The sequence below is a fragment of the Idiomarina sp. A28L genome (assembly GCF_000218785.1).
Classification (GTDB): Bacteria; Pseudomonadota; Gammaproteobacteria; order Enterobacterales; family Alteromonadaceae; genus Aliidiomarina.
Genome location: NZ_AFPO01000020.1, coordinates 1 through 14,315, shown reverse-complemented (window position 1 = coordinate 14,315; position 14,315 = coordinate 1). Strand labels below are relative to the sequence as shown.

The window sequence follows — 14,315 nt, the reverse complement described above, 5'->3', positions numbered from 1 at the left end:
AATAGCATTTTTCTTCTTGACTCAATGGTGGTGGGCGTTCGCGCGTAATAACTTTTCATAATTAAATTTTTGTTAACAGCACTGAAAGGAATATATAACAAATGCAGTGCATGGCCACCGTTGTTGCACACAGTAAATAAGCAAGGGCGCAAGCAAGTGCTTGTGGTGATATCTGTGGCGAATCGCCGATTGCTTTTCGTGCTATTTTTAGCTTTCTAAAAGTAAATCTAGCAGTTTTGCTGGGCTTGTAATGGTGTAATCAGCACGCCAGCTCGATGCTTGATCTTCAGGTGCTATATACCCGTAACTAGCCAGCACTGTGCGCATTCCAGCATCTCTGCCGGCAACAATATCCCGCTCGGCATCACCAACGTATAGGCACTGCTGTGGATCTATTGCTTTATCATGATGCGTACTCAAAAGCTGACAGGCATGCAATAGGGGAGCTGGATGTGGTTTGGCAACCGCCAAAGTATCCCCACACACAACTACCTGTATTTCGGCTAATGTAGGTATTTGCTGAAGTACGAGCTCGGTATAAAGCGTTGGTTTGTTTGTTACAATGGCAACGGGAAGCCCCAGCTTGTTCAAGCGTTCGAGCATTAAAGCTACTTCAACAAATAAAGATGTATCAACACAAACGCGCGCTTCATAGTAATCCAGAAACTGTTGGCGCAATTGCAACCGGTTAGTATCGTTAAAATCATCACCAAAACCGAGCTTCAATAAGCCATATGAGCCATGTGAAGCATAAGGCCTCATTTCTGGGTGAGTTTTCAATGGGCGGTTATGATCGCTCAACACGCGATTCAACGCATGGCCAAGATCGGGGGCGGTATCCAATAAAGTGCCATCAAGATCGAAAAGTATCGCATCAGGCCAGATTTTTTGTAGTGCCACTTCATTTACTCCGCTGTTAATCCATTTCTTTGATTCACGTGCTTAATCAAGCGGCCGTTCACAGGCAACAAGATAGTTTACGTCAAGATTACGATCACTAATAAAGAATTGGTTCAGTAGCGGATTAAAATGAATGCCGGTTGCCGCCAATTCTCTTAACCCTGCAGCGTTGGCCATATCCATTAATTCAGCAGGGCGGATAAACTTTTTCGCATCGTGAGTACCTTGTGGAACCCAACGCAAAACGTATTCCGCGGCATATACTCCAAGCAATTTGGCTTTTAGCGTGCGATTTAATGTAGAGAAGATAATGCGGCCGCCGGGCTTTACCATGTGCGCACAAGCTGCGATAACGGTAAGTGGCTCGGGTACATGCTCAAGCATTTCTAAACAGGTTACGATATCAAACTGGCCTTTGTGGGCAACGGCGAACTCTTCTGCGGTGGTTTGTTGATAATCGATGGCGAGCTCGCTATCTAACGCATGTAATCGAGCTACACTGAGTGCATCAGGGCTCATATCAATGCCGGTTACTTCGGCACCGGCTTTCGCCATACCTTCGGTGAGCAAGCCGCCACCGCAACCAACATCGAGAACTTTTCGGCCAGCTAAGCCTAAGCCTTGCTGATCAATAAATTGTAAACGTAGCGGGTTGATTAAATGCAGAGGTTTAAAATCACCTTCAGGATCCCACCAACGCGAAGCCATGGCATTAAATTTTTCTATTTCTGCGGGATCGACATTTTGCTGCATATTAATAATCCTTGTGCTAAAACTGACTGCTGCGAATTTACCGAAAGATAACAAGAAGGCCTTGCGCCACTGATACGGCTTCGTGCATATTGCTATGTAGAAGTGTACCGAAATGAAGTTGTGCAAACCAGATATAAGTTCACTTTTCTCTGCGCTTTTGAGTCGTCATGGGCGGAGTGCTGTGGTATGCTATTTCGGTTATTCAGTAAGGCGATTTACTCGAAAACTATAACGATATGAAGAGTACTGTTAGGGAAAAAATATGAGCGATCTTGCCAAAGAAGTGATGCCGATTAATATCGAAGACGAGCTTAAGAATTCGTACTTAGATTACGCGATGAGCGTTATCATCGGGCGTGCTTTGCCGGATGTAAGAGACGGTTTGAAACCAGTGCACCGCCGCGTTTTGTTCGCGATGAGCGTGCTAGGTAATGATTTTAATAAGCCGTATAAAAAATCTGCCCGTGTGGTAGGTGATGTTATCGGTAAATATCACCCACATGGTGATTCTGCGGTTTACGATACGATAGTTCGTATGGCTCAGCCATTCTCATTGCGCTACATGTTAGCAGATGGCCAAGGTAACTTCGGTTCTGTTGATGGCGATTCTGCCGCAGCAATGCGTTATACCGAAGTTCGGATGTCGAAAATTGCACATCAGCTGTTAGCCGATTTAGATAAAGAAACCGTTGATTTCGTGCCTAACTACGATGGCACCGAATTTATTCCAGAAGTACTACCAACGCGTATTCCTAACCTGTTAGCCAATGGCTCGTCAGGTATCGCCGTAGGTATGGCTACTAACATCCCACCGCATAACCTTACGGAAGTAATTAACGGTTGTTTGGCCATGGTTGATAATCCAGATATTCAACTTGAAGAGTTGATGGAGCATATTCCAGGCCCAGATTTCCCAACAGCAGGTATTGTTTCTGGCCGCCAAGGCATCATTGATGCCTACCGCACTGGCCGCGGTAAGATTTACATTCGTGCGCGCGCCGATGTTATTACTGATGAAAACACTGGCCGCGATACGATTATTGTTCACGAGCTTCCTTACCAGGTGAACAAAGCTAAATTAATTGAAAAAATCGCTGATCTGGTAAAAGAAAAACGTATTGAAGGTATTAGTGCCTTGCGCGATGAATCTGATAAAGATGGCATGCGCATGGTTGTTGAGCTGAAGCGCGGCGAATCCGGTGAAGTGATGCTGAATCACCTCTACCAGAATACGCAAATGCAAGTGGCGTTCGGCTTCAACATGGTTGCGCTCGATAAAGGCCAGCCGAAATTATTTACCTTACGCGAAATGCTTGAGTGTTTTATTACTCACCGCCGCGAAGTGGTTACACGCCGTACTGTATATGAACTTCGAAAAGCTCGAGAACGCGCACACATTCTTGAAGGTTTAGCGGTTGCATTAGCTAACATCAATGAAATCATTGAAATGATCAAGCGTTCACCATCACCGGCAGAAGCTAAAGCGCAACTAATTGCGCAAGGCTGGAATCTTGGTGATGTATCCATAATGCTTGAGCGTGCGGGTGTAGATGCGGCACGGCCTGATTGGGTTGAGCCTGGTTTTGGCGTAATTGATGGTATTTATCACCTAACTGAAAACCAAGCCCAAGCAATTCTAGATTTACGCTTACATAAATTAACGGGCCTTGAGCACGAAAAAATTCTTGATGAGTACAAAGGCCTCTTAGGTGTAATAGCGGAATTGATGCATATTCTTGCTAGCTCAGAACGTTTAATGGAAGTTATTCGTGAAGAGCTCGTGCAAGCGCAAGCTGAGTTCGGTGATGAACGCCGTACTGAAATTACTAATTCAAGCCACGATATCAATCTTGAAGATTTGATTGAGCAAGAAGATGTTGTAGTTACTCTATCGCATCAAGGTTATGTGAAATATCAATCACTTAAAGAGTACGAAGCACAAAAACGTGGTGGTAAGGGCAAAGCTGCAACGAAAATGAAAGATGAAGATTTCATTGAGCGGTTATTAGTCGCGAACACGCACGATATGATCCTGTGCTTCTCAAGCCGTGGCCGTGTGTATTGGATGAAAACCTATAATCTTCCTTATGCAAGCCGGGCAGCACGCGGTAAGCCGATTGTGAATTTACTGCCGTTGCAAGACGATGAACGCATTAATGCGATATTGCCAATTGCGAACTTCGAAGAAGATAAATTCGTTATTATGGCTACTCGCAAAGGTACCGTGAAGAAAACGCCATTGGCAGATTACTCACGCCCGCGTACCAGCGGTATTATTGCCCTGAACCTAACCGATGGTGATGAACTTATTGGTGTGGATATCACCGATGGTAACAGTGAAATAATGCTATTCTCCGATGCTGGTAAAGTAGTGCGCTTCACTGAAGATCAAGTACGTTCTATGGGCCGTACCGCTACAGGCGTTCGTGGTATGCGCATTGAGCCGGAACAAAAAATTGTTTCCTTGTTGATTCCACGTACCGATGAAGGCGCAGTGCTTACAGTTACTGAAAATGGTTACGGTAAACGTACACCGTTAGCAGAGTACCCAGCGAAGAGCCGAGCAACTAAAGGTGTGGTATCTATTAAGGTTTCTGAACGAAATGGCGCAGTAGTAGGCGCTATGGAAGTAGTGCCTGGTGAGCATCTGATGCTTATTAGTAACCGCGGTACGCTAGTACGCACCCGGGTTGATGAAGTTTCACAAGTTGGGCGTAATACCCAAGGTGTTACTCTGATTCGCACTGCGGCTGATGAGTTCGTTGTAGGTATGGCACGCGTAGCTGAAATTGAAGAAGAAGAGCTGGAAGTTCTTGAAGGCGAAGCTTCGGAAACTGCTGATGCGGTAGATACAGATGAAAATTTGGCTGATGATGTAGGGGGCGAGAGCACTGAGCCGAGCTCTGGAGATTCAGGTGATGATCTATAACTTTTCAGCGGGGCCGGCAATGTTGCCGGCCTCAGTTTTAAAGAAGGCGCAAAACGAGCTACTGGATTGGCAAGGCCTGGGTATTTCGGTAATGGAAATTAGCCACCGAGATCCAATCTACATTCAAATGACCGAGGAAGCAGAACAAGATCTTCGTGATTTGATGGCAATTCCAGATAACTACAGTGTGTTATTTATGCATGGTGGTGGCCGAGCGCAATTTTCATCGGTACCGCAGAATATAGCCGGGCCGAATGCTACCGTTGATTATCTAAATACGGGTGTTTGGTCGGATATCGCAATTATTGAAGCGCGTAAATACGTTGCTGAGGTGAATGAAGTAGCCAAAGTTGTTGAAACTCCTGAGGGAAAAGCGATTCCACCGATAAACGCGTGGGCGCTTTCGAAAAATGCGGCCTATCTGCATTACTGCCCAAATGAAACCGTTGATGGTATTGCCTTACATGAAGTGCCTGAAGTTGGCGTGCCTCTTGTTGCAGATATGTCGTCGGTTATCTTATCCGAGCCAATTGATGTTACTAAGTTTGGTATCATTTACGCAGGTGCTCAGAAGAATATAGGGCCTTCTGGTCTTTCTGTAGTGATTATTCGTAATGATCTGCTCGAAACGCAGCAAAATCGTGTGTGTACGGTGATGAACTACAAAGTACAAGCAGAGCAACACTCGATGTACAACACCCCGAATACTTTCGCGTGGTACTTAGCTGCCGAAGTTTTCAAATGGGTAAAAGCGCAGGGTGGTTTACCTGCCATGGCTGAACTAAATGCCGCAAAATCATCGTTATTGTATGAATGTGTTGATAACTCAAAATTTTATCGAAATACTATAGCGGCACAAAACCGTTCTCGAATGAATATTCCCTTTCAGCTAGTGGATAGCAATCTCGATAATCTGTTTTTGCAGCAAGCGAAAGCGGAAGGCTTACTTTCTTTGAAAGGGCATCGTTTTGTAGGCGGTATGCGCGCGAGTATGTATAACGCTATGCCGTTAGAAGGTGCGCACGCATTGGTAGATTTCATGACGCGGTTTGAAAAAGCACATCGATAAACTGAATGGTGTGCAGCAACATCAATAAAAAATAAAACAAGAAAGAGGATTCTGATGCAAGAATTTGACGCAGCAAGTTTAGCCTTACCCGGTATTCGAGAGCTACAGCCATATCAAGCCGGCAAGCCAATCGAGGAAGTTGAGCGTGAGCTTGGCATTAGCAATATTATAAAGCTAGCCTCAAACGAGAACCCACTTGGCGTAAGTAGCTTAGTGAAAGAAGCGCTGATTAATAAAGTTAATGGTTTGGCGCGTTACCCAGATGCAAACGGCTTTTATTTGAAACAAGCGCTTGCTGAAAAGTTTGCGGTAAAAGCGAACCAAATAACCCTTGGTAATGGCTCTAACGATGTACTCGAATTGCTTGCGCGAACCTATGTAACAAATCATCATGAAGTGATTTTTTCTCAACATGCATTTGTTGTGTACCCATTGGTAACAAAGGCTATTGGCGCTAAACCGGTTGCAGTGCCAGCGAAAGATTATGGCCACGACCTTGACGCCATGCTGGCGGCTGTAACCGATAAAACACGAATGATATTTGTTGCGAATCCAAATAATCCAACGGGTACATTTTTACCTACTGAGGCACTTGAAGAGTTCATTGCGCAGGTACCAAAGCATGTATTGGTAGTGCTAGACGAAGCTTACTACGAATACGTACCGAGTGAAGTAAGAGCTCCATCTTTAGCGTGGATAAACGAATATCCAAACTTAGTAGTAACTCGCACATTTTCGAAAGCTTATGGCTTAGCTGGCTTACGTGCAGGTTATGCGGTATCAAATGCGGCTGTAGCAGATTTAATGAATCGCATTCGGCAACCGTTTAATATGAACGAGTTGGCGTTAACGGCAGCCATGGCAGCACTGCAAGATGAAGCTTTTTTACAGCACTCTATTCAAGTAAATGCAGAGGGTATGGCTCAAATTACAGCATTTTGCGATTCACATGGTTTAAGTTACATACCATCGCACGGCAATTTCATTACCATTCGTTTCGGTGGTAACGCGGCAGATGTCTATCAAAAGCTTTTGCTTAAAGGCGTTATTGTTCGCCCAGTGGCAGGCTATGAGTTACCTGAGCACTTGCGGGTAAGTATTGGTTTGCCTGAAGAAATGGCTGCGTTTTACCGCGCTTATGATGAAATAGTGGCTGAAGCCCAAAGCAGTTAAGGGCTATTGTCTTAAGATTATGTCGAAAACTAAAACATTAACGTTAGCATACCGGCCCCGAGTTGAGGGCGCCGTGCATGTTCCTGGTTCCAAGAGCATCGCTAATAGGGCGTTACTTTTAGCGGCTTTAGCTTCGGGTACTACACAACTCGATAATATGCTCTTGAGCGATGATACAGCCCGTATGCGAGAAGCACTGGTTGCTTTAGGTGTCGGTATCACCGAAACGGATAATCATACCGCGGCAGCGGGCAATGAGGCGGAAGCAACGACACTAAGTGTGGTTGGCTTAGGTGGGTTGCCGAAAGCCTCGGATAAGTTATCGTTATTTCTCGGTAACGCCGGCACAGTAATGCGGCCGTTGGCTGCTATTCTGAGCGCTAGTGAGGGCGAATTTTTATTAACCGGTGAACCTCGCATGTATGAACGGCCGATAGGCCCACTTGTTGATACTTTGCGTTTGGCTGGTGGGAATGTTGAATATCAGCAAACAGAAGGTTACCCGCCATTGCTCATTCATGGTGGCCAGCTCCCAGGAGGCTCGCTAAGCATAGATGGCAGTATGTCGAGCCAATATGTTAGCGCACTGCTTATGCTCTTACCGTTGCTTGCAGGTGATACTCACCTTACGCTTACCGGAACTATTGTTTCTGAGCCTTATATTGCACTTACAGTAGCAATGATGGCTTCCTTTGGTGTTGCTATTGAGCGGTTAAATAAGCGTGAATTTGTGATCAAAGGCAATCAACAATACCAATCTCCTGGTGTTTACTGGATAGAAGGTGATGCATCATCCGCGTCATATTTTTTAGCCGCGGGCGCCATTGGTGTTGGGCCGATTACAGTTTATGGTGTTGGCATTGATAGCTTGCAGGGTGATAAAGCGTTTGCCGAGGTGTTAGCGGCAATGGGTGCGGAAGTTCAGTGGGCTCCTCGTAGTATTACGGTAAGTAGTGGCCAGAATGGTTTACATGGTGGTGTGTTTGATCTAAACCACATTCCCGATGCAGCTATGACAATTGCAACTTCGGCATTATTTGCAAAAGGTGCTACAGAAATTAGAAATATTGCAAATTGGCGCTTGAAAGAAACAGATCGTTTACATGCAATGGCAACGGAACTGAAAAAGTGTGGTGCTATTGTGGAAGAAGGGGATGATTGGATTCGAATTACGCCCCCAACAAAAGGTATTGAAGGCCTTCAACATGCCGAGATTGCCACCTATGATGATCACCGAATGGCGATGTGCTTTTCATTGTTAAGTTTTGCGCCTTGCGGAGTAACCATCACTGATCCTGAGTGTTGTAAAAAAACCTACCCCAACTTCTTTTCTGATTTCTCCGCAATCGATTACACCAATTAAGGTGCATTTTTCTACAGGCGCTGTATAATTTGCGCGCCTGATAATTTATTGAAACTACGCTCGTTATGTTGCAAGAGGGCGTACAAAAGGGGTAAGCATGTCGGATATCGAACCGTCGACCACCGAAGACGTAGCGCAGGAACAAGCGCCAGTAATTACGATTGACGGCCCTGGTGGAGCCGGTAAAGGTACGCTTTGCCGCTTATTGGCGGAGAAGCTAGGCTGGCATTTGCTGGATAGTGGTGCGATTTATCGGGTATTAGCCATTGCCGCGATGCATCATGATTTTGGCCCTGAAGATGAAGAGAGCTTAGTTGCGCTTGCCACCGATTTAGATGTTGAGTTTGTGCCCAATGATGAAACAGGCTTAACTCATGTGATTTTGGAAGGTGAAGACATCACCATGACAATTCGCACAGAATCAGTGGGTAACATTGCTTCGAAGATTGCTGCTCTGCCTACGGTGCGTGCAGCGCTATTACGCCGTCAACAAGCGTTCCGTGATTTACCTGGGCTTGTTGCTGATGGGCGTGATATGGGCACGGTAGTGTTCCCTGATGCCGAAGCAAAGATTTTCCTTACGGCAAGTGCCGAAGAAAGAGCTCGCCGCCGCTTCCTGCAATTGCAGGAAAAGGGCTTTGATGCTAATATGAACGAATTAATCGTTGAGATTAAAGATCGTGATGATCGAGATATGAATCGCTCTGTTGCGCCATTAACGCCAGCGGAGGATTCGTTAATTCTAGATTCGACTTCAATGTCGATCGACGAAGTGCTTGAGCAGGTGTTGCAATACGCGCACATACGGTTAACAACTAAGTAATTAGTGGTTAAATCTCAATTTCAAATTGAAGCGGTAGTGCTGAGGTGCTGCCATTCAAGGGTCGGTGCTAAGGATTGCTCCGATAATGTGAAACAACCCCGCCGAGATGGAATTCTGGTGGATGTCCAATAAATGAAGTTAACTAAACCTATGACTGAAAATTTTGCCCAACTATTTGAGGAAAGCCTCAAAGAAGTAGAAACCCGTCCTGGTTCGATTGTGAAAGGTACTGTTGTTGCCATTGCAAAAGGGTTAGTTCTGGTTGACGCCGGCCTGAAATCTGAAAGTGCTATTCCAGCTGAACAGTTTATGAATGCAGACGGCGAGCTTGAAATCGCAGTTGGCGATACTGTTGAAGTGGCGCTAGATGCTGTAGAAGATGGCTTCGGTGAAACTATTCTTTCTCGTGAAAAAGCGAAGCGTTTTGAAGCTTGGTTGCAACTTGAATCTGCTCACGAAAATGAAGAAACTGTTATCGGTATTATCAGTGGCAAAGTAAAAGGCGGCTTCACAGTTGACCTTAACGGCGTTCGTGCGTTCTTACCTGGTTCATTGGTAGATGTACGCCCAATCCGTGATACTGCTCACTTAGAAAACCGCGATTTAGAATTCAAAGTAATTAAGCTCGATCAGAAGCGCAACAACGTTGTTGTTTCTCGCCGTGCTGTTATTGAGAAAGAAAACAGCGCAGAGCGTGATGAGCTACTTGAAAACCTACAAGAAGGCCAAGAAGTTAAAGGTATCGTTAAGAACCTTACTGATTACGGCGCATTCGTAGATTTAGGCGGCGTAGACGGTTTACTTCACATCACTGATATGGCTTGGAAACGTGTTAAGCACCCAAGCGAAATCGTGAATGTTGGCGATGAAATTAATTGTAAAGTTCTTAAGTTTGATCGTGATCGCACGCGTGTTTCATTAGGCTTGAAACAGCTTGGCGAAGATCCTTGGAGCGACATTTCTGCACGTTACCCAGAAAACTCTACGTTATCTGGCCGTGTAACTAACCTAACTGATTACGGCTGTTTCGTAGAGCTGCAAGAAGGTGTTGAAGGTTTGGTTCACGTTTCTGAAATGGATTGGACAAACAAAAACGTTCACCCATCTAAGATTGTTAACTTAGACGACGTTGTGGAAGTTATGGTTCTAGAAATCGACGAAGAACGTCGTCGGATTTCACTAGGTATTAAACAATGTAAACCAAACCCTTGGGAAGAGTTCGCTAAAGGCTTCCAAAAAGGTGATAAAGTGAGTGGTAAGATTAAATCAATCACTGATTTTGGTATCTTCATTGGCCTAGACGGCAACATCGATGGCTTAGTTCACTTATCTGATATTTCTTGGAACGCAACTGGCGAAGAAGCCGTTCGTGACTTCAAGAAAGGCGATGAAGTTGAAGCTGTAGTTCTTCAGGTTGATGCAGAACGCGAGCGTATTTCACTTGGTATCAAGCAAATTTCAGAAGATCCAGTGAATAACTTCCTTGCAGCGAACAAGAAGGGTGCTATTGTTAAAGGTAGTATCACTGAAGTTGACGCTAAAGGCGCTACTGTTAAGTTGGCTGACGGTGTTGAAGGTTATGTTCGCGCATCAGATATCGCTCGTGAGCGTATCGAAGATGCTTCTACTGTTCTTTCTGTTGGTGATGAGATTGAAGCCCGTTATGTTGGTATCGATCGGAAAAACCGCGTAATCAGCCTTTCGATTAAAGCGAAAGATGAAGCGGAAGAAAAAGCAGCAATGGAAACTGTGAACAGTAGTGCTGAAGAAGTTGCGTTTAGTAGCGCAATGGCAGAAGCATTTAAAGCAGCTAAAACTGACGATTAATAATCGAAAGTAAGTTACATGTACTGTGTATCTTCTCTATTGAGTGATGACGGCTGTTTTGTTATCAGCATGAAGGATCTGTTATGACGAAGTCTGAACTGATTGAAAAACTGATTAATAAGCAGCCAGAGCTGCAACCCAAAGACGTAGAGCGCGGCGTACGGGAAATTCTTGAAGTTATGGTGCATACCCTAGCTGCAGGAGATCGCATCGAAATTCGTGGCTTCGGAAGCTTTTCGCTTCATTATCGAAAACCACGAGTGGGGCGTAACCCGAAAACCGGTGACCAGGTTGATTTGGGCGGTAAATATGTACCGCACTTTAAGCCTGGTAAAGCTCTACGAGAGCGGGTGAACGATTCAGTACAAGGCTAACTGCTTGGTTTTAACTCTGTTTTGCAAAAAGGCATGCTATAATAGCGTGCCTTTTTTCTTTTCAAAATCGCACAGGGAAACGTTATGGTACGTTTGATACTAAGTTTGATACCCGTGTTAATTCTATTTTTCTTAGCTTTTATTTTAGGCCGTTACAACGCCAATGACGCAGAAGTGAATCTGCTATTCATGCGGGCTGAAACCTCTATGGCGATGGTTATTGCGGCAACACTATTTGTTGGCTTTCTCTTAGGCCTGTGTGTAGTTTGCATTAGTTACCTGAAGTTAAAATTCCAAAACCGTAAATTGAAAAAAGCAATTATCAAAATGAGTAAGGTGAGTGTTGATTCACGCTCCGCCGATAAAGTGAGCTAGTAAATGCTTGAGTTGCTGTTCCTACTTTTACCTGTTGCGGCTGCCTATGGATGGTTTATGGGCCGAAATAGTGTTCGTGCTGAGCAGCGCAAAGAACAGGAAGAATTCTCTCGAAACTATGTAACCGGTATCAATCTTTTACTTTCTGAACAAAGCGATAAAGCTGTAGATCTGTTCATTGATATGCTTGATATTGATAGTGAAACCATAGAAACCCATTGGACACTTGGCAAGTTGTTCCGCCGCCGAGGCGAAGTAGACCGCGCTATTCGTATTCACCAAAATCTAATTTCCCGGCCATCGCTTTCTGTAGAAGAGCGCCAACACGCTATGTACGAACTTGGCCAAGATTATCTTTCAGCAGGTATTTATGACCGTGCTGAACAGATGTTCAGCGAGTTACAGCAACATACCAATTATCAATCACAAAGCTTACAAAGCCTGCTTGCCCTGTATGAAGCAACTCATGAATGGGATAAAGCAATACGGATTGGCCTTAAAATCTCCCGCAAAGATAAAACGGTTGAGATTATCATTGCGCAGTTCTACTGCGAGCTTGCAGAGATGCAAGAAGAGCCAGCACAAACATTAAAATTTTATGGTAAAGCTTTAAAGCATGATGTTAATTGTGTGCGGGCGCGGATTGCACTAGCGCGTTGGTGGATAGGGCAAGGGAAGCACAGTAAAGCGCTCGCTTATATATTGCCGATCACCGAGCAACAACCTGATTTTATTCCAGAAATATTACCACTGCTGCGTGAATGCTACGATGGCATGAACGATTCTGAGGGGTTGGTAGCCTTATTGCACGATATTGTGCTCGAGCACCCATGTGCGAGTGCCGTGGTTATGCTCGGTGATATCATTGCCCGCAGAAATGATGTTGAGGCGGCAGAGCAGTTTATGCTTGCAGCTTTACAAAAAAGCCCAACGATGAAGGCATTCCACAAACTAATCCAATTTCACGTTGCTTCTGCAGATGAGGGCCGCGCTCGCAAGAGCCTAATGCTTCTCGGTTCAATGGTTGCAGAGCAACTGAAACAACGCTCAACCCACAGGTGCCGGCATTGTGGCTTTGCCAGCAAAACACTTTATTGGCATTGCCCAAGCTGCAAAACTTGGGGAAGTATCAAACCAACACGAGGCCTTGACGGGGAATAATGAAAAAATCAATTATTGTGGCGTTAGATTATGCAAAGCCTGCAGATGCACTTCGATTTGTGGATAGTTTAGATCCGAGCGAATGCCGCTTAAAAGTGGGCAAAGAACTATTTACTGCGGGTGGTCCTGATTTAGTTCAAGCACTTCATGCTCGAGATTTTGACGTTTTCTTAGATTTAAAGTTTCATGATATTCCGAATACGGTAGCCAAAGCTGTTACCGCGGCAGCTGAATTAGGTGTGTGGATGGTAAACGTGCATGCCAGCGGCGGCCAGGAAATGATGCTAGCGGCGCGTGATGCCCTTATTCCCTATGGTGATAAGGCGCCGATCTTAATTGCGGTTACCGTGCTTACTAGCATGTCTGCTGAACAACTAGCAGCAACTGGGGTAACGAGAACACTTCCGGAACAGGTTCTGGCATTGGCACAGAATGCTAAAGGGGCTGGTTTAGCTGGTGTTGTTTGCTCAGCGCAAGAAGCGACAATATTGCGCAATGCACTGGGGCCAGAATTTTTATTAGTAACTCCGGGTATTCGGCCTACCAATAGCGATAATCACGACCAGAAGCGGGTAATGAGCCCGGGTGATGCAGTGAAAGCAGGCGCAAACTTTTTAGTGATGGGGCGGCCAATACGCGAAAATAGCCAGCCTAACCAATTACTTTCAGCGATAAACCACGAAATATCAGCTATTTCCTCATAGTAATCAGTAAGATGCTTTCTATAATAGTAACGCTACCAGGACGGTAGCGTTTTCTATTTAAGGAGCTTGTATGTTTACAAAATCATTTATCGCTATTGCTTGTTCTGGAGCTTTTTTGGTTTCAGTTGCGGCGGCGGATGTTCAATCTGTTGATAATACTTTTGGGTACAATTCGAATTCAGTGCATTCGCTGGGCGAGTATAGCTTTGCCCAAGAACAACGCGAAACACAATCTCAAAAGATTAATATCAATCGCGCAAGCGCTGAAGAATTAGCTGCGGCTTTACGTGGAGTTGGTATGGCGCGTGCTCGCGCAATTGTTAAGTTGCGTGAAGAGCTCGGGCAATTTACTGATGTAGAGCAATTACTGCAGGTACGCGGGTTGGGCGTTAAAGTGTTAAACGACAATCGAGAGAAAATCACTTTATAGAATTACGCAATTTAGCAGCAGGGATTTGCTGTTGCGTTAGGCTGCTGAGATCTTGTTAGTGCTTGGCAGTTATAGGGAACTGCAACATGGATGGTTGCAACCAAGGATGGTACGGGTAGTAAAAAGCCGAGGTTATATATAACCTCGGCTTTTATATTTTACCTAAGTAAGCGCCAAGCTTACTCTTTTGGCGGCGAACAGCGCACTGGGCCAGCTTCAGCTTTGTTTAAAGCGCCACTGATACCAGAGTAGCGCCCCGAGTGTTTTACTTCACTACGGCGTTCAATTGGAGCAGAGCTAAGCGCTTTTGATTCATTACTTGAATCTACCACTGCTGCTGCTTTCGTCATTGCAGCTGAGGCTACGCTTTTTACTGCGGCAGCTTTGCTTACAGCTGGTTTAGTTACAGCTTTTGTTTCTTCAGCAGGGGCTTC

14 protein-coding genes are annotated in these 14,315 nt (G+C 45.1%); 11 read left to right on the top strand and 3 right to left on the bottom strand.

From position 1 onward, the window contains the following. Positions 1-207 precede the first annotated feature (207 nt). Together A28LD_RS06965 and ubiG are read right to left on the bottom strand one after the other, a co-directional pair. Positions 208-900, bottom strand: coding sequence for an HAD family hydrolase (locus tag A28LD_RS06965; protein WP_007420372.1), 693 nt, complete (start codon positions 898-900; stop codon positions 208-210). Between the two features lie 42 nt (positions 901-942). Continuing rightward, the gene (gene ubiG / locus A28LD_RS06960) at positions 943-1,653 is read right to left on the bottom strand and encodes a bifunctional 2-polyprenyl-6-hydroxyphenol methylase/3-demethylubiquinol 3-O-methyltransferase UbiG (protein ID WP_007420371.1); all 711 of its coding nucleotides are present in this window, start codon (positions 1,651-1,653) and stop codon (positions 943-945) included. Positions 1,654-1,915: 262 nt separating this feature from the next. On the opposite strand from ubiG, the gene gyrA reads away from it, so the two are divergent. The 11 genes from gyrA to A28LD_RS11955 all read left to right on the top strand — a co-directional run bounded on the left by gyrA (position 1,916) and on the right by A28LD_RS11955 (position 13,881). Next, on the top strand, positions 1,916-4,582 hold the full coding sequence (gyrA, locus tag A28LD_RS06955) for a DNA topoisomerase (ATP-hydrolyzing) subunit A (RefSeq protein ID WP_007420370.1): 2,667 nt from the start codon (positions 1,916-1,918) through the stop codon (positions 4,580-4,582). Next, positions 4,572-5,651, top strand: a complete 1,080-nt coding sequence (gene serC / locus A28LD_RS06950) for a 3-phosphoserine/phosphohydroxythreonine transaminase (RefSeq protein WP_007420369.1) — start codon at positions 4,572-4,574, stop codon at positions 5,649-5,651. Before gyrA ends, serC begins: the two co-directional genes overlap by 11 nt. 54 nt (positions 5,652-5,705) lie before the next feature. Continuing rightward, the gene (gene hisC / locus A28LD_RS06945; RefSeq protein ID WP_007420368.1) at positions 5,706-6,824 is read left to right on the top strand and encodes a histidinol-phosphate transaminase; all 1,119 of its coding nucleotides are present in this window, start codon (positions 5,706-5,708) and stop codon (positions 6,822-6,824) included. 19 nt (positions 6,825-6,843) lie between these two features. After that, a complete protein-coding gene (aroA, locus tag A28LD_RS06940; protein ID WP_040487136.1) occupies positions 6,844-8,187 on the top strand; it encodes a 3-phosphoshikimate 1-carboxyvinyltransferase in 1,344 nt (447 codons plus the stop codon). Positions 8,188-8,284: 97 nt separating this feature from the next. Then, positions 8,285-9,010, top strand: a complete 726-nt coding sequence (gene cmk, locus A28LD_RS06935) for a (d)CMP kinase (RefSeq protein ID WP_007420366.1) — start codon at positions 8,285-8,287, stop codon at positions 9,008-9,010. 150 nt (positions 9,011-9,160) lie between these two features. Further along, positions 9,161-10,837: a 30S ribosomal protein S1 gene (gene rpsA, locus A28LD_RS06930; RefSeq protein WP_040487148.1), complete on the top strand. Its 1,677-nt coding sequence runs from the start codon at positions 9,161-9,163 to the stop codon at positions 10,835-10,837. A gap of 83 nt (positions 10,838-10,920) precedes the next feature. Then, complete coding sequence (gene ihfB, locus A28LD_RS06925; protein WP_007420364.1) at positions 10,921-11,211, top strand: integration host factor subunit beta; 291 nt, start codon at positions 10,921-10,923, stop codon at positions 11,209-11,211. Between the two features lie 84 nt (positions 11,212-11,295). After that, positions 11,296-11,586, top strand: a complete 291-nt coding sequence (locus A28LD_RS06920; RefSeq protein WP_007420363.1) for a lipopolysaccharide assembly protein LapA domain-containing protein — start codon at positions 11,296-11,298, stop codon at positions 11,584-11,586. A 3-nt stretch (positions 11,587-11,589) separates the two neighbouring features. Further along, the gene (gene lapB, locus A28LD_RS06915) at positions 11,590-12,747 is read left to right on the top strand and encodes a lipopolysaccharide assembly protein LapB (RefSeq protein WP_007420362.1); all 1,158 of its coding nucleotides are present in this window, start codon (positions 11,590-11,592) and stop codon (positions 12,745-12,747) included. Then, positions 12,747-13,451, top strand: coding sequence for an orotidine-5'-phosphate decarboxylase (gene pyrF, locus A28LD_RS06910; RefSeq protein ID WP_007420361.1), 705 nt, complete (start codon positions 12,747-12,749; stop codon positions 13,449-13,451). The genes lapB and pyrF overlap by 1 nt, the downstream gene beginning before the upstream one ends. 70 nt (positions 13,452-13,521) lie before the next feature. Beyond that, positions 13,522-13,881 (top strand): ComEA family DNA-binding protein, encoded by a 360-nt coding sequence (locus tag A28LD_RS11955; RefSeq protein WP_007420360.1) that lies wholly within the window; start codon positions 13,522-13,524, stop codon positions 13,879-13,881. Between the two features lie 179 nt (positions 13,882-14,060). Here the strand turns inward: A28LD_RS11955 and A28LD_RS12280 are convergent. Then, the coding region (locus tag A28LD_RS12280; protein ID WP_007420359.1) for a hypothetical protein at positions 14,061-14,315 on the bottom strand (255 nt) is incomplete at its 5' end.

Excerpts from the sequence above, each read along its gene's own strand:
- ubiG (WP_007420371.1), bottom strand. The coding sequence starts at position 1,653 with ATGCAGCAAAATGTCGATCCCGCAGAAATAGAAAAATTTAATGCCATG.
- gyrA (WP_007420370.1), top strand. The coding sequence starts at position 1,916 with ATGAGCGATCTTGCCAAAGAAGTGATGCCGATTAATATCGAAGACGAG.
- serC (WP_007420369.1), top strand. The coding sequence starts at position 4,572 with ATGATCTATAACTTTTCAGCGGGGCCGGCAATGTTGCCGGCCTCAGTT.
- hisC (WP_007420368.1), top strand. The coding sequence starts at position 5,706 with ATGCAAGAATTTGACGCAGCAAGTTTAGCCTTACCCGGTATTCGAGAG.
- aroA (WP_040487136.1), top strand. The coding sequence starts at position 6,844 with ATGTCGAAAACTAAAACATTAACGTTAGCATACCGGCCCCGAGTTGAG.
- cmk (WP_007420366.1), top strand. The coding sequence starts at position 8,285 with ATGTCGGATATCGAACCGTCGACCACCGAAGACGTAGCGCAGGAACAA.
- rpsA (WP_040487148.1), top strand. The coding sequence starts at position 9,161 with ATGACTGAAAATTTTGCCCAACTATTTGAGGAAAGCCTCAAAGAAGTA.
- ihfB (WP_007420364.1), top strand. The coding sequence starts at position 10,921 with ATGACGAAGTCTGAACTGATTGAAAAACTGATTAATAAGCAGCCAGAG.
- A28LD_RS06920 (WP_007420363.1), top strand. The coding sequence starts at position 11,296 with ATGGTACGTTTGATACTAAGTTTGATACCCGTGTTAATTCTATTTTTC.
- lapB (WP_007420362.1), top strand. The coding sequence starts at position 11,590 with ATGCTTGAGTTGCTGTTCCTACTTTTACCTGTTGCGGCTGCCTATGGA.
- pyrF (WP_007420361.1), top strand. The coding sequence starts at position 12,747 with ATGAAAAAATCAATTATTGTGGCGTTAGATTATGCAAAGCCTGCAGAT.
- A28LD_RS11955 (WP_007420360.1), top strand. The coding sequence starts at position 13,522 with ATGTTTACAAAATCATTTATCGCTATTGCTTGTTCTGGAGCTTTTTTG.